Source organism: uncultured Negativibacillus sp., from assembly GCF_944388365.1.
Lineage (GTDB): Bacteria > Bacillota > Clostridia > Oscillospirales > Ruminococcaceae > Negativibacillus.
Genome location: NZ_CALXIN010000005.1, coordinates 27,507 through 47,106, shown reverse-complemented (window position 1 = coordinate 47,106; position 19,600 = coordinate 27,507). Strand labels below are relative to the sequence as shown.

At 48.3% G+C, this 19,600-nt stretch carries 19 protein-coding genes; 8 read left to right on the top strand and 11 right to left on the bottom strand.

Going from position 1 to position 19,600, the window contains the following annotated elements:
• Positions 1 to 4 precede the first annotated feature (4 nt).
• The 4 genes from Q0L39_RS01625 to Q0L39_RS01610 all read left to right on the top strand — a co-directional run bounded on the left by Q0L39_RS01625 (position 5) and on the right by Q0L39_RS01610 (position 2,208).
• Positions 5 to 700, top strand: a complete 696-nt coding sequence (locus Q0L39_RS01625; protein ID WP_296626599.1) for a hypothetical protein — start codon at positions 5 to 7, stop codon at positions 698 to 700.
• A 205-nt stretch (positions 701 to 905) separates the two neighbouring features.
• Complete coding sequence (locus Q0L39_RS01620) at positions 906 to 1,280, top strand: desulfoferrodoxin family protein (RefSeq protein WP_296626598.1); 375 nt, start codon at positions 906 to 908, stop codon at positions 1,278 to 1,280.
• A 99-nt stretch (positions 1,281 to 1,379) separates the two neighbouring features.
• A complete protein-coding gene (locus Q0L39_RS01615) occupies positions 1,380 to 1,742 on the top strand; it encodes a NusG domain II-containing protein (RefSeq protein WP_296626597.1) in 363 nt (120 codons plus the stop codon).
• A 16-nt stretch (positions 1,743 to 1,758) separates the two neighbouring features.
• A complete protein-coding gene (locus tag Q0L39_RS01610) occupies positions 1,759 to 2,208 on the top strand; it encodes a hypothetical protein (protein WP_296626596.1) in 450 nt (149 codons plus the stop codon).
• 58 nt (positions 2,209 to 2,266) lie between these two features.
• On the opposite strand, the gene Q0L39_RS01605 is transcribed toward Q0L39_RS01610, so the two are convergent.
• From Q0L39_RS01605 to Q0L39_RS01555, 11 genes are all read right to left on the bottom strand, one after another.
• Complete coding sequence (locus Q0L39_RS01605; RefSeq protein WP_296626595.1) at positions 2,267 to 3,544, bottom strand: M20/M25/M40 family metallo-hydrolase; 1,278 nt, start codon at positions 3,542 to 3,544, stop codon at positions 2,267 to 2,269.
• A 175-nt stretch (positions 3,545 to 3,719) separates the two neighbouring features.
• A complete protein-coding gene (locus tag Q0L39_RS01600; RefSeq protein ID WP_296626594.1) occupies positions 3,720 to 5,063 on the bottom strand; it encodes a metallopeptidase TldD-related protein in 1,344 nt (447 codons plus the stop codon).
• Positions 5,060 to 6,439 carry a TldD/PmbA family protein gene (locus Q0L39_RS01595; protein WP_296626593.1) on the bottom strand — a complete coding sequence of 460 codons (1,380 nt, stop codon included), beginning with the start codon at positions 6,437 to 6,439 and terminating at the stop codon, positions 5,060 to 5,062. Before Q0L39_RS01595 ends, Q0L39_RS01600 begins: the two co-directional genes overlap by 4 nt.
• A 59-nt stretch (positions 6,440 to 6,498) precedes the next feature.
• Positions 6,499 to 7,488, bottom strand: coding sequence for an oligopeptide/dipeptide ABC transporter ATP-binding protein (locus tag Q0L39_RS01590; RefSeq protein ID WP_296626592.1), 990 nt, complete (start codon positions 7,486 to 7,488; stop codon positions 6,499 to 6,501).
• Positions 7,488 to 8,510 carry an ABC transporter ATP-binding protein gene (locus Q0L39_RS01585; RefSeq protein ID WP_296626591.1) on the bottom strand — a complete coding sequence of 341 codons (1,023 nt, stop codon included), beginning with the start codon at positions 8,508 to 8,510 and terminating at the stop codon, positions 7,488 to 7,490. The genes Q0L39_RS01590 and Q0L39_RS01585 overlap by 1 nt, the downstream gene beginning before the upstream one ends.
• A gap of 10 nt (positions 8,511 to 8,520) precedes the next feature.
• Entirely contained in the window at positions 8,521 to 9,477 is a 957-nt protein-coding gene (locus tag Q0L39_RS01580) for an ABC transporter permease (RefSeq protein ID WP_296626590.1), read from the bottom strand.
• Positions 9,478 to 9,492: 15 nt separating this feature from the next.
• A complete protein-coding gene (locus Q0L39_RS01575) occupies positions 9,493 to 10,416 on the bottom strand; it encodes an ABC transporter permease (RefSeq protein WP_296626589.1) in 924 nt (307 codons plus the stop codon).
• A 122-nt stretch (positions 10,417 to 10,538) separates the two neighbouring features.
• Positions 10,539 to 12,230 (bottom strand): peptide ABC transporter substrate-binding protein, encoded by a 1,692-nt coding sequence (locus Q0L39_RS01570; RefSeq protein ID WP_296626588.1) that lies wholly within the window; start codon positions 12,228 to 12,230, stop codon positions 10,539 to 10,541.
• A gap of 115 nt (positions 12,231 to 12,345) precedes the next feature.
• A complete protein-coding gene (locus Q0L39_RS01565; RefSeq protein ID WP_296626587.1) occupies positions 12,346 to 12,984 on the bottom strand; it encodes a GntR family transcriptional regulator in 639 nt (212 codons plus the stop codon).
• Between the two features lie 306 nt (positions 12,985 to 13,290).
• On the bottom strand, positions 13,291 to 13,983 hold the full coding sequence (locus Q0L39_RS01560) for a GntR family transcriptional regulator (RefSeq protein WP_296626586.1): 693 nt from the start codon (positions 13,981 to 13,983) through the stop codon (positions 13,291 to 13,293).
• Between the two features lie 146 nt (positions 13,984 to 14,129).
• Complete coding sequence (locus tag Q0L39_RS01555) at positions 14,130 to 15,761, bottom strand: amidohydrolase (RefSeq protein WP_296626585.1); 1,632 nt, start codon at positions 15,759 to 15,761, stop codon at positions 14,130 to 14,132.
• Positions 15,762 to 15,900: 139 nt separating this feature from the next.
• Between Q0L39_RS01555 and Q0L39_RS01550 the strand changes: the two genes are divergently transcribed.
• From Q0L39_RS01550 to Q0L39_RS01535, 4 genes are all read left to right on the top strand, one after another.
• Positions 15,901 to 16,278, top strand: a complete 378-nt coding sequence (locus Q0L39_RS01550) for a GntR family transcriptional regulator (protein WP_296626584.1) — start codon at positions 15,901 to 15,903, stop codon at positions 16,276 to 16,278.
• A gap of 40 nt (positions 16,279 to 16,318) precedes the next feature.
• Entirely contained in the window at positions 16,319 to 17,059 is a 741-nt protein-coding gene (locus Q0L39_RS01545) for an ABC transporter ATP-binding protein (protein WP_296626583.1), read from the top strand.
• Complete coding sequence (locus Q0L39_RS01540) at positions 17,053 to 17,871, top strand: hypothetical protein (RefSeq protein WP_296626582.1); 819 nt, start codon at positions 17,053 to 17,055, stop codon at positions 17,869 to 17,871. The genes Q0L39_RS01545 and Q0L39_RS01540 overlap by 7 nt, the downstream gene beginning before the upstream one ends.
• A gap of 362 nt (positions 17,872 to 18,233) precedes the next feature.
• The gene (locus Q0L39_RS01535) at positions 18,234 to 19,547 is read left to right on the top strand and encodes a cation:proton antiporter (RefSeq protein WP_296626581.1); all 1,314 of its coding nucleotides are present in this window, start codon (positions 18,234 to 18,236) and stop codon (positions 19,545 to 19,547) included.
• The last annotated feature ends 53 nt before the right edge of the window (positions 19,548 to 19,600 follow it).

Below are 19,600 nucleotides of genomic sequence, written 5' to 3'. Positions count from 1 at the left end.
CTTCATGAGTACTGCCACATCTTTTCGGCTTCAATTAAAAGAATATCGTTCCGCCGTTATCATTTATTATATTATCATTGTTCTGATTTTTACGGTGTTTTCCGGAGTATCTCTCCTTTCTATCGGGGATAAACAGATGAATATTTACGGTTTGGAAGCAAGTTCTGTCTGGTTTATCTTCGTCTGTGGAATGAATACCTTTCGTGCAAACTTTCTGTTTCACCTGCAGTTTAGCTCTACCCGCAAAACATTGTTCAAAGGATGGCTTTCTTCCGCTGCTGCGGTCTGCCTTGGAATGACCTGCTTGAATCTCCTCCTGCTGCTGCTCATGAACTTTCTTTTTCACACACCGGTCGGTTCCACCATCTTCGCCATCGAGATTGAAAATGTTCCTCTGCGGCTGCTGAGCGGCACCGTCTACTACTTCTGTGAGTATCTTCTGTTCATTTCCCTTGGCTACCTGATCACCATCGGTTTTTATCGTTTAAACAAAACCGGAAAATGGATTGTTTCTATCCTGATGGGCGGATGTGGAATGTACCTTCTTCTCTCCCTGGTGCGTTATGAAAGCTATGTGGATGCCATCGTCTTCTTCCCGCTGGCTCATCCGTGGATCGTCTCCGGCATCTACCTTGTATTTACTGCCGTGATTCTTAGCTTCTGCTGGCTGCTCATTCGAAAAATGCCCGCGAAAGTTTAATCATCCCGAGTCTTTTATCCATGAGAAATCAAAGTTGAGGAGCGGAGTTTGGAAATAATTCCAAACTCTGCTCCTTTGCTTTATTTAATATGTAAAATTTTTTGTTACCCCTTGCAAACATGAAAAAAATCGGTTATAATACAATCAAAGAGAAAATTCACTAAATTAGTATATTTTAAACTATCAGGAAAGAAGGAATAACATTATGAAATTTTATGTATGCAAACATTGTGGAAATATCATCGCTTATGCAAAAAACAAAGGTGTGCCGGTTATGTGCTGCGGCGAAAAGATGACCGAACTGGTTCCAGGAAGCGTTGATGCTGCAAGCGAAAAACACGTTCCAGTTATCTCGGTAGAGGGCAACAAAGTGACCGTTACCGTCGGTGAAGTTGCACATCCAATGGCTGAGGAACACTTTATCGAGTGGATCGCTCTGGAAACCGCAGAAGGCAACCAGCGCAAAGAGCTCAAACCAGGCCAGAAACCGGAAGCTGTATTCATGATGACCGAGAGCGACAAAGTAGTTGCTGCTTATGCTTACTGCAATCTGCACGGTCTGTGGAAAGCAAACGCATAATCTTTCAACATAACCAAAAAGTGGCAGGGACATCTTGACAGATGTCCCTGCTTTTTTGTATAATAAGATTACCTTTTTACGGATTGGAGAATATTTTGGATGGGAAAACGGGATAAACAAATCCTTTTGGGAATTGCTGTTGCTGCACTGGTTTTGATGGGGATTTTCTTCTGGATGGGACAAACCAGCACAGGTTCCTATGCACTGGTCACCATCGACGGACAGCCGGTGATGGAGCTGAACCTCCCTCAAACAAAAGATCAACAGATCGACCTCAATGAATACGGTGTCAACGTCGTACTGGAGGTAATAAATCATCAGATCCACTTTCTTTCTTCCGACTGCCCCGATCATCTGTGCATCAACTTTGGATTGATCGACCATGAACCTCAGAGTGCCGTCTGTATGCCCAACCGTGTGGCGGTGACCATCAACAGCCAGTCCACCTACCATCCGTCTTAAACAGTGGAGGAAAACTATGTTTCAGAATTACAAACTCGGTTTTGATGTTGGAGCATTGATTCTGTCCGGTATCCTGATTTTGCCGACCCTTATCCAGAACGTTCTGTTTGAGGGCGGCGGATTCTCTCAAACGGCTACACCGGAACTGGATACGGTCGCCTGGATCATGCTGGGTCTGACCGTCGTCACCCTCTGCCTTGCATCCAACCGCCGCCATAAGAAACTTTCCCGAAAAAATTTCCTGACCTTGGCGGTAGCGCTGTGCTGCGTCGCCTATTATGGCTTTTGGGCAGCCCTCTATCTGCTCCCTTTCTCCGGCACAGGAATGGTGCTGGGACTGTGTCTGCTGCCTTGTGCTGCGCTGCTGCTGTACTGTCTGGAGCGCAAAAACTGGCCGGCAGTGGTTCCCGCTACCATCTATCTGCTGACCCATCTGATCTCCAGTCTGGTCAATGTCATTATATGAAACAATTTTGTGCAGCAAAAAAACCTCTGGGCAAATGCCCAGAGGTTTTTTATTGCGATTATTTCTCGTCTACTCTCTTTTTGCGCAGGTATTTGTCAACTGCTTCTACCATGTTTTCCGGCATCTTTCTTGGAACTGGGAAAACAACGGCATTGACCATGTGATCGGAGAATTCCTGTACAAAGGCAGCAGTCTTGCCAAAGTTTCTGTAATCGAGGTAATCAATTACATCGTGACGGCAATGAATCATTGCACCACCGTTTCTGCCAAAGCGGCAGAAGTTGATAGCAGGAACGCCTTTGTTTGCAAATGGAACCGAGTCACTGGAGTAAACTTCCTGGGTAACATCGGTGGAGAAGCCAACTTCCTTGGAGAGGTACTCTACAAAGCGGCAGAGCGACTCATCCGCAGTGATAGCAGCCCAGTCAGCACCCAGAACAGGACCTGCAACGTCGACGTTGATCATCAGCTGGACATTCTTCAGTTCTTCCTCATGCGCCTCTACATACGCTTTGGAACCGAGCAGACCAACCTCTTCGGAACCATACCAGCAGAAGGTCAGATTTCTCTTTGGAGGATTCTGTTTGTAATGACGTGCCAGCTCCATCAGGATGACCGAACCAGCGCCATTGTCATAAACACCATGGCTGTATGGAACGCTGTCATAGTGCGCACCAAAGGTGATGTTCTCGGTAGTATCGTCGGTACCCTTCATGTTGAGGATAACGTTCCTAGAAGCACGGCTGACATCTTCCTGAATCAGAGTGAAGGTGACGGTCTCCGGCTCACCTTTGACCAGTTCCATTGCATCAATGGCACGGACAACACCGCCAGGAATCTTGCCATAGCGCAGTGCCCAACCGCGCAGCTCTCTCTCCGGCATATCGGTATCTTCACGAACATCGGATACGTTTCCGTTCCAGGTCAGGAAACCTGCAACACCGTAACGAACCATTCTTTCGTATACTTCTTCGTTGAGTTTGCCGTTGTTGACCAGAACGATCATGCCTTTTTTGTCGTAGAGGTCTACATCAGTACCCTGCTGTACATATGCAAATTTTGCAGTCAAGCCTTCTTCCGGTGTGCTGCCGGAACGGCGATAGCCCTGCACTTCCCAATCTTTGCCCAGTGCATGCAGAGAAACCTTCTTGATGTCGGCGGTCTCTACCATGAATTCCTCAATATGTGCCTCCAAGCCTTCTTTTGCCAGCTCGTCGCGGATGATCTCTGCGGCTCTGGTCTCCTCGGCAGAGGTGCTGGTGCGGATAAAGTTGATCTTCTCCAAATCAGCAAAAATTCGTTTGCCCATCTCTTCGGTATTCTTCAGAATATCCATGTGCTACACTCCTTCTCTATAGATAAATTTAAGCAGAATTTATGGAACACACACAGAACGCCGCTCCTTCCAGGCGGCAATGTAATTTAGTTGTATTTACTAAAATTTCAACAGAAAATTTTATAATTCTGTGCGTATTTCCCTCGACTCTTAGTATAGCACAAACTTTTTCAAGTTACAATCCTGAAACAGCTAACTTTTTGAGCAGAATAGATGGTGTCTGCAAAAACTGGCTGCCGGCTGCGGTCGGTGCAGGATCATCGCCCAGTGCAACAACATCGCGCAGTAAATCCCCGATGCTTCCGGCGATGGTAACTTCGCAGAACGGCTTCACCTGCTTGCCGTTCTCCACTACCATGCCTTTGCACAGCAGCGAGAAACGTCCGTTGATGGTGTTGACGCCTGCAAATACACCTTCCAGACCGGTGACGATCAGACCATCCTTCATCTTTGCACAAAGCTGCTCCATGCTGCAATAGCTGCCCGATGCACTCTGAAGCAGTACATTGGTGACACCAGTGCCGACCGCCGAGGAAACGTCCGACTTAAAACCGTTGCCGGTGCTGGATTTTTCCTCCTTGGAGGCGCTCTTGCGGTTGTACAGTGCACAGACAAACGCTCCATCCTTCAGCAGATATTTGCGGCTGACCGGTGTGCCTTCATCGTCAAAGTGGCGATGTACCCTTCCCTGTGGATACTGCGGGTCCTCAATCAGTTCCAGATCCGGCGCTGCAACCTGCTGTCCCTGTTGATTGCCCAGGGCGCTCATCTGGTTCTGCAGCTCGGATGCATAGAAGACTGGCAGATAGGCTTCCAGCAGCTCTGCTGCTGCATCGTTTTTGAGGATGACTGCATAATTGCCCGATACAATCGGTTTTGAGTGCAGACGATCTGCACCCAGCTGTGCTACCTGCTGTGCCAGAGAAACGGCGTCCATCTCTGCAAGGGATGCCACACTGCGCTGTCCGTTTGCAATCTCGGTATCTCCGTTTTCTCTGGAAACAACGCTGACCGAAACGGTCGCCGACCGGCTGCTGTCGGTCAGGGTGTTGCCCTGTTCGTCCATCAGTGTGATCTCCTGCCAGGTTTCCTGATAACCGCAGTGGTCGACGCAGGAAATCTTGGTTTCCTTGCGCGCTGCCTGTTCTGCCTCGATCAGGCGGTCAACAACCACCTGCTCCTGTGGCTCCTCCCAGGACTGTGCAAAATCCTGCGGCTGAGCAATCGCCGGCGTCGGATTATATTCCTCCTGCGAAGCAAGAGCGGACAGCTGCATCTGTTCTACAACTCCCTGCAAATCGTCCAGGTGGTTAAAGAAGGTGCAGCAGCGTTTTCCGTTTTTGCCCGCCTCCACAAAGTAGGCGCGGTCATCTGCACGGACGGTGTTTTCCTGTTTTCCTTCAAATACATTGACGCCAAACCGCCTGGTGTGCTGGAGGTAGAACCGGACATCCGAAAAGCCTTCCTTCTGCAGCAGCTGCACCAGCTGGCACAGTGTCTCCTTTTCTGTTTTCATCATACCTCATCTCCTCCTACTGTCATCTCGGTTACGCGAACCATCGGCTGACCTGCACCGATGTACAGTGCGCCGCTGGCTGCATAGCAGAATCCCTGTCCCAGTGCATAGTTGTTGCCAACCATGTCGACCTTCTTCAGGATGTCTCCACCGGTGCCGATCAGGGTTGCGCTTCTGACCGGTGTGGTGATCTTTCCGTTTTCAATCAGGAAGGTTTCGCTGGTGTTAAAGTTAAACTCTCCTGTTGCCGGATTAACCGAACCGGCGTTGATGCTGTTGACAAAGATGCCGCGCTCGGTAGCAGCGATGATCTGTTCCGGTGTGCTTTCTCCAGGTGCGATGTAGGTGTTGGTCATACGGGAAGTCGGTGCAAAGCGGTAGCTCTGGCGGCGAGAGGAGCCGGTCGGCTGACAGCCCAGACGGCGGGCATTGAGCTTATCCACCATGTAGCTCTTGAGGATACCATTTTCGATCAGCACATTTTTCTGGGTCGGAACACCCTCGTCATCCACCTTCAGCGATCCCCACTGACCTTCGATGCTGCCGTCGTCGATCAATGTGATCTTGTCCGAAGCAACCTTCTGGCCGATCTTGCCCGAAAATTCAGAGCAGTCCTTTGCGGTGCTGGAAGCTTCCAGCGAATGTCCGCACGCCTCATGGAAGAACAGACCGCCGAAGCCGTTGGCAATGATGACCGGCATCCGTCCGGTTGGACATGCCTTTGCATGAAGCATTGCCTTTGCGTTGGCTGCCGCCTTTTTCACATAGTCCTCGACGTTGATTTCATCATAGAATTCAAAGCCCTTCATGGCGCCAGGTCCGATATAGCTGGACTGACGATCGCCGCCTTCCTCACAGAATACGGTGATATGCAGTCTGGTCTTGACTCTGTCATCGGTGACATAACGTCCTTCGCTGTTGGCAATCAGCACCTTCTGGTCCATATCCACATAGTTGACACGAACCTGGCTGACCAGCGGATCTGCCTGTTTTCCGGCTGCTACAACGTGGTTGAGCAGTCCCATCTTGTCCGAAAGTCCGACGGTCTGCGGTGCGCGGGCGATCGGATTAAGCATCACCTGCTGCATCTGTTCCAGCTGCTGACGCTCAAAGCTGCCGCTGCGATTGCTGCATGCCTGTTTGAGCAGGTTCAGAATGGTTTCCTCGCGCAGATCAGAGGTATACAGATAGTTGCTCTCCAATCCACGGAACATGCGGATGCCGATGCCTTTTTCACCGCCGGAGGAGGCATTGAGCACCTTTTCTCCCAAAACGGTCAGATTGCTGCGGCGCACATCCTCGCAGAAAATCTCAGCAAAATCTGCGCCATGGCTGACCGCGTAGTCCAAGATCTTTTCGATCATCTGTTTTGTTAACACAGAATCCCTCCTGTCAAGAAAAAGGGCGGCTTTCAAAAAAGCCGCCCCTCAATCTTAGATTATTTTTTATTGCACAGATGGCAGGCAACAAAGTGGTTTGGTTCCACCTCTTTGAGCTCTGGCTTTTCTTTTGCACAGATATCCATCGCATATTTACATCTGCTTCTGAATTTACAGCCTGGGGGCGGATTGATCGGGCTTGGCACCTCTCCTTCCAGCTTGATTCTCTCGCGGGATGCTTCCACATCCGGGTCTGCCATCGGGATAGCAGAAATCAACGCCTGGGTGTATGGGTGCAGCGGTTTGTCGTACAGATCGTAGTTGCTTGCCAGCTCGACCAGCGAACCCAGATACATAACGCCAACACGGTCGGAAATATGTTTTACCATCGACAAATCGTGAGAGATGAACAGATAGGTCAGTCCAAATTCTCTCTGCAATTTGATCAGAAGGTTAACTACCTGTGCCTGAATGGATACGTCCAAAGCAGAAATTGGCTCGTCGCAGACGATGAACTTTGGTTCTACTGCCAGTGCGCGGGCAATGCCGACACGCTGACGCTGTCCACCGGAAAGCTCATGTGCAAAACGGTTTGCATACTCTGCGCTCAGACCAACCTTGCCCAGCAGGTCTGCAACCTTGTCTGCCTTTTCCTTTTCAGACATGTGGAAATGGACGTCCATTCCCTCGGAAATAATCTCTCCGATGGTCATACGAGGGTCCAAAGAAGCGTACGGGTCCTGGAAAATAATCTGAACGTTCTTCTTGAAGTCCAGAAGATCATTTCCTTTGAGGGTAGAAATATCTTTACCATCAAAAACGACCTTGCCCGAGGTTGGCTCATAGAGCTTGATCATGGTACGTCCGCAGGTGGTCTTACCACAACCGGACTCACCAACCAGACCCAGTGTCTCGCCTCGTTTGATCGAAATATTGACATGGTCAACCGCCTTGAGCACCTGTTTGCGGCCTGCTTTAAAGAATTTGCACAGGTCGGTTACTTCCAGGATATTATCGGCGTTCTGCAGTTTTTCAATAACCTGATCCATTATTTCGCCTCCCTGTCATAGAAGGATTTTACCTTTGGTGCTTTTGGATGCTGCAGCCAGCAGGATACACGATGTGTATCGGTAATGGTGGTTTCCAGCGGATTCTTTTCCTTACAAATTGGCATACAGTATTCACATCTGGATGCAAATGGGCAGCAGTTAAGCGGCAGAATCAGATCCGGTGGGGTACCTTTCAGCGCATACAGCTCCTGTTTTGCCTCTTTTGCAAGCTTTGGTGCAGAGCTGAGCAGTGCCCAGGTGTACGGATGTTTTGCCTCGTAGAAGATCTCACGGGCAGTTCCGCGCTCCATAACCTGACCAGCATACATAACCTGAATGCGGTCTGCAAAGTTTGCTACAACACCCAGGTCGTGGGTAACCAGGATGATTGCTGTATTCATTTTCTCTTTCAGTTCACGCATCAGGTCCATGATCTGTGCCTGAATGGTAACGTCCAGAGCGGTAGTCGGCTCGTCCGCAATCAGAATCTTTGGGCTGCAGGCCAGTGCCATTGCGATCATGACACGCTGACGCATACCACCGGACATCTCGTGCGGATAGTTGTCGATACGTTTTTCAGGGCTTGGGATATTTACCATCTTGAGCATTTTGATGGCTTCTTCCCTTGCTTCCTTTTTATTCAGGTGGCGATGGATGCGCAGGCTCTCCATAATCTGTTTGCCAACGGTCATGGTCGGGTTCAGAGAAGTCATTGGGTCCTGGAAGATCATGCTGACTTCATCGCCGCGGAACTCACACAGTTCCTTCTTATTTAATGCCAGAACATCCTTGCCGTCGCAGGTGATCTGCGAACCTTCCTTGATAACAGCAAACGGAGGTTTGAGCAGGCGAAGGATCGATTTTGCAGTAACGGTTTTTCCGCAGCCGGACTCACCTACAAACGCAAGTGTTTCACCGCGGTTCAATTCAAAGCTGACACCGCGAACAGCCTTGACCTCACCGGCATAAGTGTTAAAGGATACGCTGAGGTCTTTTACTTCTAAGATTTTATCGTTTTCCATTTGTATCCTCCTACTTTCTCAGTTTCGGGTCAAGTGCATCACGCAGACCATCGCCCAGCAGAGTGAAGGACAGCATGGTCAGTGCGATCATCAGCGATGGGAAGAACAGCTGATATGGATAGAACATGAAGTTCTGCTGTGCTGCCGAAGCCAGAGCACCCCAGCTGGTATCCGGTGGCTGAACACCCAGACCGATGTAGCTCAAGAATGCCTCGGAGAAGATGTAACCTGGGATATCGAAGGTGATTGCTACGATGATGATACCAATGGTGTTCGGGATCATGTGGCGCATGATGGTTTTGAATGGAGATACGCCCAGTGCGTTTGCAGCCAGAACATACTCCTGGGATTTTAACTGGAGCATCTGTCCACGAACCAGACGAGCAATACCGCACCATCCGGTCAGAGTCAGCGCAAGCATCATGGTTCCGATGCTCTTGGAATCGGTAACAACCGAGATCAGAATAACGATAATGAGGTAAGGGATGCTCAGCAATACCTCAACGATACGCATCATAATATCATCGACAATGCCGCCGAAGTAGGAAGCGATACCGCCATAGATACTGCCGACAACGCTGGCTACAACCGCACCAACGATACCGATTGCCAGAGAAACACGGCCAGCCTGCCATACACGTGCAAACAGGTCACGACCCAGAGAGTCGGTACCAAACCAGTGCTCCGAGCTTGGAAGCTGGTTGATGGCAGAAGTATCCATCTGTTCAAAGTTATATCCAGAGATTGCTGGGCCAAAAATTACCATGAAAAGAAGAACAATCAGGATAATCAAAGCGATCAGAGCAATCTTATTTTCTTTAAATCTTCTCCACGCATCTGCCCAATAGCCGACTTTTGGACGAGCAATGATGTCGCCGGAGAAATCATCTGTTCCAATAATTTGGAACTTTTCTGCCGGAATGTCCTCCCATTCCGTTGCAGATGTCACTTTCTTTTCTTCAGACATGCGTTCTCCTCCTTACTATTTTACGCGGATTCGTGGGTCGAGAAGCGTATAAACAATATCGATGAGCAGCTGTGCTACAACAAACAGGGCTGCTGCAAAGATTGTGGTTCCGATAATCATGGTATAGTCACGGTCATTGATCGAGGATACATAATAGAAACCAAGACCTGGGATACCAAACATTTTCTCAATAACGAAAGAACCTGTAAAGATACCGGAGATCTGTCCACCCAGAATGGTGATACATGGCAGGAAGGCATTCTTCAGAACGTGATCCTTGATGATATGGAAACGGCTGACACCTTTTGCTTCCGCAGTCAGGATGTAGTCCTGTCCCATAACCTCCAGCATGTTGGATTTCAGGTAACGTGCATAGGTAGCGATGGTACCAAAGCACATTGCGATGACCGGAAGAACCAGGTTCTTTGGTTTGCCCCAGCCGGTCGTCGGCAGAATCATCCATTTTACCGTAAATAGATATTGGAGCAGCGACGCCATAACGAATACTGGAATGGTAATACCTAAAATCGCGATAAACATAACCAGATAGTCCGGCCATTTGTTTTTGTTAAGCGCTGCGACAATACCCAAAGTTACACCGATGACAACACCGAAAAACAGAGCCAGACCACCGGTTACACCGGAAACCTTGGAGTTTGTAAGCAGTGTGTCGGTAATGCTCTTGCCTGGATATTTGAGCGATTCACCCAGATCACCTTTGGTAATCAGGTTTTTCATGAAGATCGTATATTGTTCGGTCAGCGATTTATCCAAACCGTATTTTGCATAGTAGTTTGCTTTTGCCTGTTCCGGCAGTTTATTTGCCATTGCACCCAGAGGGTCGCCTGGGATGGAGTGCATCATAAAGAAGGTAGCCGTTGCAATGATAAACAGCGTGATCAGCATATAGCCGATACGTTTAAGCACATACTTGATCATACTTTTCCCCCTTGTCCTCTTTTATTCCTTACCCTTTATTCACAATCAGAAACAGGCAGCCGTTTCGGCTGCCTGTCCGCGCTTTGCTTGTAAAGAAAGCCTTACTTCGTTATGAAATTAAATTATGCGTTACGGCCGCTTACATAAGCGTATTTCAGGCCGGTAGAAGTAAATGGCATGGTGTTGCTGTTCTTGATGTAGCTGTAACGGAAGGTGTTTGCAGCTTCGTTAACAACTGGGCAGAGTGGGCCTTCCTCAAAGAGGATTTCCTCAGCCTGTTTGTAGAGTTCCAGACGTTTTGCATCGTCCATCTCAACAGCAGCCTGATCCAGCAGTGCATCATAATCTTCGTTTACCCAACCGGTGTTGATGTTGCCGGAAGTGGAGTACATAACAGCCAGCATGGAGTATGGATCGTTGTAGTCGATGCTCCAGGACATGTAACCCATCTGATATTCGCCGTTGTTAATTTTGGACTGGAAGGTTCCCCACTCATTGAAGTCGAGGACAACATTGACGCCCAGAACTTCTTTGAAGGTCTGCTGATAGTATTCGCCGTAGTTCTTCATCCACTGGTCAACACCACCGAGGCTGAAGGTTACTTCCAGGGTGGAAGGATCATCGCCGAGGCCAAGCTCTTCCATACCTTTGAGCAGCAGTTCTTTTGGATCTTCGGATTCTACCATTGCTTTCAGAGGTTCTTCAACCTGATCTCTGTAGATACCTGCATCACCAACGGATACGCCGTCCGGTACCCAGCTGTATGCTGCGGACATGGTGCCGTGGTAGATAGTTTCAACGATGTCCTCACGGTTGAGAGCAAGGGTGAATGCGTTACGGATGTTTTCATTCTGGAACAGTTCATCTTTGGTGTTGTAGAAGTTGAAACGTACTGCTGGAGAAGTGTAGTGGATGTAGTCTACATTGTCCATAGCTTCGAATTTCTGCATCCATTCTGGGGTACCGCAACCACAGGAGTCGATGGAACCATTGGTGAAGGAGTTGAAGATGGTGTTCTCATCGTTCATGATCTTGTAGTTGATGGTCTGGAGGTTTACGCTCTCAGCATCCCAGTACTGGTCGTTCTTAACGAGGATCAGTTCAGAGTTGTGAGTCCAGGTATCCAGTTTGAATGGACCGTTGTATACCAGGTTAGCAGCTTCTGCACCATAGCTTTCACCGTACTGCTCTACGATATCCTGACGCTGTGGCATCATAACACGGGTATCGGTCAGAGACAGGAAGTATGGAGTTGGGCTTTCCAGAGTAAATTCGATTGTTTTTTCGTCAACTGCTTTGACGCCCAGTTCGGATGGATCCATTTCGCCAGCCAGAACTGCGTTTGCATTCTTGATGCAGGTCAGCAGCCAAGAGTTTGGAGAACCGGTTTCTGGAGTCAGAACACGGGTGATTGCATAAACATAGTCGTTTGCGGTTACATCAACGCCATCGGACCATTTGTTGTCGCGCAGATGGAAGGTCCAAACGGTACCGTCTTCGTTGGATTCCCAGGACTCAGCGCCTGCACCCTCACGAACGTTTTCGCCATCTTTCTCTGCCAGTCTGGTCAGAGGCTCCATGGTGTTGGTCAGAATGGTGGAGCTGTAGGTATCGTTACCTGTTACGCTGTCCAGTGTAGTTGGCTCGCTGCTCAGGTAACCGTTGAAGTACTGCTCTGCGTCCAGAACGTTGCCATCAATGGTCTTCTGTTCGCCAGTTGCTTCTGTGGTGGTTTCTTCTTCGCCGCCACAAGCTGCCATAGAAAGCATCATTGCGCCTGCCAGCAGAACCGCCAGGATCTTTTTGATCTTCATGATAATTTCTCCTTTCGGGCTTATCAAACTCTCTTATATTTGCACACCACTCTGTCAAAAACAAAGCGGCATGTATTTAACATTTTCTGTTGCCGCTTCTAACCTGCGGCGCGATTTAAATCTGAAGCTGTGTCCGCTGAACGTAATCTGTTTTCAGATTGTAGTGTGCCTTGATTGCCTCCACAATCTTTGCTGTATCTCCTGACTCACAGCACTGCAGCAGCTCAAGATGCTGATCATAATGTGTTTTTGTACCGTTCTGATGTGCACACAGCAAAACGGCGTGGTTGGAACCCATCGTCCACCAGGTATGTTTGAGTCTGGAAACCTGCGCCTCTTCCACCAGACAGTTGTGAAAAAACTTGTCCTCCTGTGTCAGTGCATACAGATCTGTTTCCATGCCCTTCATGCGTTGAACGCTCTCTCTCATTTTGTCCAGTGTACCTTTGCTGATCTTTCCATGGCACAGCTTGACGGACAAAACCTCCAGCGCTGCACGAAGCAGGCAAACCTCATAGACATCTTTTTGTGTAATTGCCGCCACCGAACATCCGACGTTGCGTTCGTAGTGAACCAAACCTTCCTGTTCGATCTGGCGGAGTGCTTCCCTCACTGGTCCGCGGCTGACACCAAAAAGTGTTGCTATCTCATTTTCCTTGATGCGTTCCCCCTCTTTAAATTCCCCCGTCAGAATCTTCTGACGAATCTCGTCCACGACCTCTTGCCGCAGGGTCCTGTAATTTAATTTTGCCATGTTTTATTGATGTTCCCCGCTTTCAGTTTCTGTCTTTGTGAACGATCGTTTTCTGAATACTGACGATTGTATACAATTTCATGTGATGTATTGTAGCACACTTCTTTATCCTTTGCAACAAATCCAATTACATTTTGTTAATTCTATACTCATTTTTTGCTCTTATTTTGTATATAAAATGCACAAAAAAGTCATAAAATCTAACGGATGTTTCAAAAAGGGTGTTATCTTACAGGACAAATCGCGCTTTAACTAAATGATGCTATTGAAAAAGCCGAACGCAAGCAAATTGCGTTCGGCTTTTTTCTAAAATTCAATATTGATCTTATACGGAAAGTCATTCGGAGAGGTTTTGTGCTCCCAAAGATATCCCTTGATGGTCTGCATATAGTGCTGCATCAGTGTATTGCAGATCAAGGTAACATCCTGTGTTTTCAGCGCATCCAAAACCGCTCGATGGATGGTTTTCTGATTGCGAACAACATACTCACTCTTTCCGGTGCCTCGGTAAAATACAATGGTGTTTGCTCCGGACATGCTGTTCCAAAGGGTATACAGTCTGCCCAGCTTGGCCTCTTTGACAATACAGGCATGAAACTCGTTGTCGTTTTCGATGGTCTGATCGAAGCATTCGACATCCTCCAGCATCGACATACGGGTCAGAATCTGCTCCATTTTTTCCAGCGTTTCCTCAGAAAAATGTCCTTCGCACATCTTTACCGACAGAATTTCCAGATTGGCACGCAGCAGATAGACCTCATAGACATCCTGTGCGGTAAACTCCTTGACGGAACAACCCACATGCGAGGTATACTCCACCAGACCCTCCTGTTCGATCTGACGCAGCGCTTCCCGAACGGGCGCACGACTGACGCCAAGCTCCTGCGCCATATCCTGTTCTACAATTCTTGTCCCTGGCTTCAATTCCCCTGTCAGCAATTTCATGCGAATTGCCTGGGTCACCTGTTCACGCAGGGTCTGGCGCATAATTTTTGCCATCGTAAATTTCCCCCAAATCGTAAAAAACTATTCTTACGATAGCATAACCTTACCGTCTTTGCAATGAAAATCAAAACATTTTTTAAAAATTCATCACTTTTATAGTTAAAAAGATTAAAGCTTTTTAACTGTTTTATCGTTTTTCACTAAAGATTATCCTCTTTCCTTTCATTGTCATATAACTTTTTACCATGAAAAAATGTTTTTAAAATATCAATATTGACAATATTTTCAGGTGGCTGCGTCAATGGGTTTTCTGAAAGTAAAACAAAATCTGCCCACTTTCCTGGCGCAATACTTCCCTTTTCTTTTTCCTCAAAATATTGATATGCTGCCGAAACGGTGACCGCTTTCAGAGCCTGGGCAACGCTTACCTTCTGTGCTTCTCCCATCGAATGTCCGCCTTTGCTGCGGCGGTTGACTGCACACCATACCGTTTGCAGCATGTCCGGCGGAATGACCGGTGTGTCCTGATGGAGGGTATAGGGAATTCCCAGTTCTTCTGTCGCATGCAGCGGACTGATATTTTCTGCGCGCTGTTTTCCCAGGTTTTGCAGATGAACATCTCCCCAAAACCAGGTATGTGCCACAAAATAAGAAGGAATCATTCCCACCTCCTTGAGCTGAGGCAGCTGATCGGGACGCAGTGTCTGTGCATGAATCATCACCGGTCGGATGGAAGCGACATTCTCTACACCGCGGCAGGCATCCAGATACTGCTGAGCAGCGGCATCGCCATTGCAATGCGCCAGCAGCTGTCGTCCATCCTTCACCGACTGTTCCACAAATTCCCGTACCTTTGCATCGTGATAGATAGGATAGCCGCAATCTGTCCCACCTTCATATGGCTGTGTCATCCAGGCGGTCCTTCCCTGCGGCGAGCCGTCCAAAAAAATCTTATAGCCGCCTATCCGCAGATGATGACGATAGCGGCCGGTATAATCAGGGTTGTTGACTGCCAGATCGCGGTGATCCAGTAAATCCACATAACAGACCACATCACTGTGCAGACGTCCCTGTTCTGCCATCTCGTGCAGCAGCTCCCACTCCGGCGTTTTGGTCAATCCATCCTGAATTGTAGTAATTCCATAGCTCCAATAAATCTTCTGCGCCTGCTCGATATTGCGCATGCTGTCCTCTTTCGAGGGCTTGGGAAGCTGTGCTGTCCTTTCAATAAAGGCTTTTTCCTCCAGATAACCGCTTGGTGTACCATCCGCCTCTCTGCCGATCACACCGCCTTCTGGCGCCGGTGTCTGCGCATCCACTCCCAGCTTTTCAAGTGCCATGGTACTCATGACACCCATGTGTCCCGATGCATGGGTCATTGCAATCGAAAGAGATACGCCCTTGCTCTGTTTGATCTTCTCTGCTGCCTGATCCAGCAAATGTCGGTCTGGATGCGCCTTTTCCTCCAAATTATTGTGGTCATATCCAAAGGCGATCAGCCAGTCTCCCTGCTTCCATTCCTTTTTGGAGGCAAACGCAACAAGCTGCTCCACAATCTGTCCAAAGCTGGTCGCTGAGCTCAGATCACAGTAGGCCAGTGTCTGCGCCAATGCTGTCAGATGGCTGTGCGGGTCGATAAAGGAAGGCAGCAGCGCTCCGCCGCCGCAGTCGATTCGCTCACAGTCCTCTCCCGCTAAGGTCTGCAGCTCTGCCTCCTCTCCGACTGCTTCAATCTTTCCATCCGACACCAAAACCGCCTGTGCTGTTTTGATCTGACCTTGCTTGTCCTCTTCCATCGTAATTACCTGCGCATGACAGTATAATTGTTTCACCACATTTCCTCCTTTGTTTTTTCTTTCATTATGCACGATTTCCTCGGCAAATAACAGCCCTTTCCCCCTTGACAATCAAATTTTGTTCTGGTATTATTGTATTAAGCACTTAATACAATAATGAAAGGGGAGCGGGAGGATGCCTTGGTCATTCGATGACAATCTACCCATTTATCTGCAGATCATCCAAATTTTAAAATGTGATCTTGCCCGCGGAAAGTATCTGCCAGGAGAAAAGCTGCCCGCTGTTCGGGAACTGGCGATGGAAGCCGGTGTCAATCCCAATACCATGCAGAAAGCGCTGGCGGAACTGGAGCGGGATGGACTGGTCAAAAGCCAGCGTACCGCAGGACGATTCGTGACGGAGGATAAGGAGAAAATTATGGAGGTTGCAAAAACACTGGCATACGGCGAGATTGCCCGTATGATCGACAATATCTCCTCGTTGGGATACTCGACCGAAGAGATTTTGTCCCTGGTAGAAAAATATCTTACTCAATCGGCAAACAAACAATAAAAAGAGCTGCCGATCAAAACTGCAGGGAAGGAAGGATTTTATGAACGAAAATATAGAGATGATTTCCGGCGGCGCAGTTGTTTCCGACACCGTTGCAGAAATCAAGAACATTCACAAGGGCTATCATCAGCATCCTGTCCTGAACGGAGTCAGCTTTTCGATTCCACGCGGACAAATCGTGGGGCTGCTCGGTCCCAACGGCTGTGGCAAATCCACCCTCATCAAGTTGATGGCTGGTCTGCTTCAGCCGGATCAGGGCGAAATCAGGATCAACGGATTCACTCCAGGCCGGCAGACCAAGGCACTGATCTCCTATCTGCCGGAGCGCACCTACCTCAACGACTGGATGAAGGTGCAGGACCTTCTGCATTTCTTCGCCGATTTTTATCAGGATTTTGATCTGGAACGGGCACGGCAGATGCTGCAAAATCTTCAGATCGACGACAAACAAAAGCTGAAAACGATGAGCAAGGGCACCAAGGAGAAGGTCCAGTTGATTCTGGTCATGTCCCGACGTGCACAGCTGTACCTGCTGGACGAACCGATTGGCGGCGTTGATCCTGCTGCACGGGACTATATCCTGAGCACCATTCTGAAAAACTTTGATGAGAGCTCGTCCATCCTCATCAGCACCCACCTGATCCATGATGTCGAAACGATCTTCGACCAGGTTCTGTTTCTCGACCAGGGAAAAATCGTTATCAATGGTCAGGTCGACGAGATCCGCGAATTGTATGGAAAATCCATCGACGGACTGTTTCGGGAGGTATTCAAATGTTAGGAAAACTGCTTAAATATGACATCAAATCGATGGCGCACACTTTTGTCCCGCTTTTTATCGCGATGCTGGGCATGTCCATCCTCAACATCCTGTTTTTCCAAAACGAGTGGATTGCCGCTCTGATCGGCGGCGGCGCCATTATGGCTGGTCTGCTGATCGCCCTGCTGGTCACCACTATCGTAATGATTATCACCCAGTTTTACCACAGTGTACTGGGAGATCAGGGGTATCTGACAAACACTCTGCCGGTCAGCGTGGACACCATCCTTTTTTCCAAGATGATCTCCGCTACGGTGTGGATTATTCTCAGCGGCATCACTGCTGTGCTCAGTGGTTTTATCCTGCTGGCAGGCAGCGCTCTCAGCGTTGATTTTATCGCTTTTATCCACACGGTTGGGACCTTCTTCTCCCAGCTGGCTGCCCTTCTTGCTTCCGATCTGACACAAACATTCTGGTTTGTTCTGACAATGGTGCTTGGTATTCTGCTGATCCTTGCCAGCATTGCCAATGAGCTGCTGCACTTTTACTGTGCAATGGCCTGTTCCCAGCTGTATCCTTTCACCAAAAACCGCGTTGTTGGCTCGGTCATCGCCTATCTGCTGATCAGCATTCCGCTGTCGGTCGTCAGTGCTTTCATCATGGCTGGCATCGCTGCACTCGATACTTTCAGCACCCTGCCTACCTCAGAAACGAACCCGCTCTCTGGTTTATGCCTGATGTTTTTCCTGTTCCTTGTGAGCACCATGCTGTTAAATGTGCTGCTCTATCTGCCCAGCCGTTATATTCTCAAAAATAAACTTAATCTTGAATAATTCATCCATAAAGAAAATGACCAGTACGAAAAGTATTGGTCATTTTCTTTGTGTTTTTACCAGTATTCTATATCCTTAATATACAAAAAGCTTATTCCAATTTGTATTATATCTAGTATTTCTTCTAAAAAAATTGGCGTTTTATTGTTTTCTCACACAAATATTATGATTTTATTTATTCTATTCGTCACTTTTCCCAATCAAAATTCCTATAAAAAATAGACAACGATCTATTGAATATTATGTTTTTTCACAAAAATATTAGAACTTAGCAACAAATAATACATTTCCTCTTGAATGTTTCGCTCAATCAAGTATAATGTTGAAACAAAAAGTTATCAGCAAAAAGGAGGTTTTTTGATATGTCGTATCATTATTTGGTCGATATTGCACTGATTCTTCTCTCTACCAAGGTTCTTGGAATTGTCACCAAGCGGCTGCAGATGCCGCAGGTTGTCGGTGCACTTTTGGCAGGCATCGTTTTGGGTCCTGCTGTTCTCGGTGTTATTCAGAGCACCGAATTTTTGTCTCAGGTTTCCGAATTGGGTGTCATCGTCATGATGTTCACCGCCGGACTTGGAACCAGCCTGGACGATCTGAAGCACAGCGGAAAATCCGGTTTTCTGGTCGCTCTGTGCGGCGTTATCGTCCCTTTGATCGGCGGTACTGCTCTGGCAATGCTCTTTAATAGCTCCGGTTCGGACAATGTCTTTATTCAGGATGTCTTTGTCGGCGTTGTCCTGACCGCCACCTCTGTTTCCATCACCGTTGAAACCCTCAAGGAGATGGGAAAACTGACCACCGTTGTCGGTAACACCATTCTGGCTGCCGCTTTGATCGACGACGTGCTTGGTTTGATTGCGTTGACCATCGTCACCAGTGTCGGCGGTTCTTCCGGCGACAGCCTGCTCATGGTTCTTGTCAAAGTCGTTCTCTTCTTCGTCTTTGTCTTTGTGGTAGGCATTCTGGTCAAAAAGCTGATGGACTGGTACATCGCCAACGTCCACTCCACCGACTTGCAGCGTTACCCAATCTTCGCCTTTGTTCTGTGTCTGCTCATGTCCTTCTGTGCAGAGCACTTCTTCGGTGTTGCTGATATCACTGGTGCATTTGCTGCCGGTCTGATCATCTCCACCACCTCCAAGGCAAAATACATCGAGGTCAAATTCGCCCCTCTGTCCTATCTGCTGCTTACACCAATCTTCTTTGCAAGCATCGGTCTGAGCATGGATCTGCCAGAGATGGACGCAAAAATCCTGCTCTTCTCTGTCCTGCTGGTTATCGTCGCTGTCCTGTCCAAGCTCATCGGTTGTGGACTGGGTGCAAAAATCTGCGGCCTCAACAATCACCAGTGCAAACAGGTCGGTGTCGGCATGGTCTGCCGTGGTGAGGTTGCCCTGATCGTTGCTAACAAGGGTTCTGCTCTGGGTCTGATGCCGGAAATCTTCTTCGGCCCAATCATCATCATGGTCGTTGCGACCACCGTTATCACTCCAATCCTGCTGAAGCTGGCATACCGCAAGAGCGCTGCTTACGACGAGATGCTGGAAAGCACCCTGGTCGATCGTTACGACGAGGTCGAACAGCTGGATTACATTGCAGAAAACCTGATCCGCGCAAACAACCACATGATGAAAAAAGACAAAGACAAGAAAGCAGAAAAGGTCAAAAAATAACCTCTTTTCTTCCTTTGAAACCTTTATCTTTATACAAAAAACAGCGGAGCGAT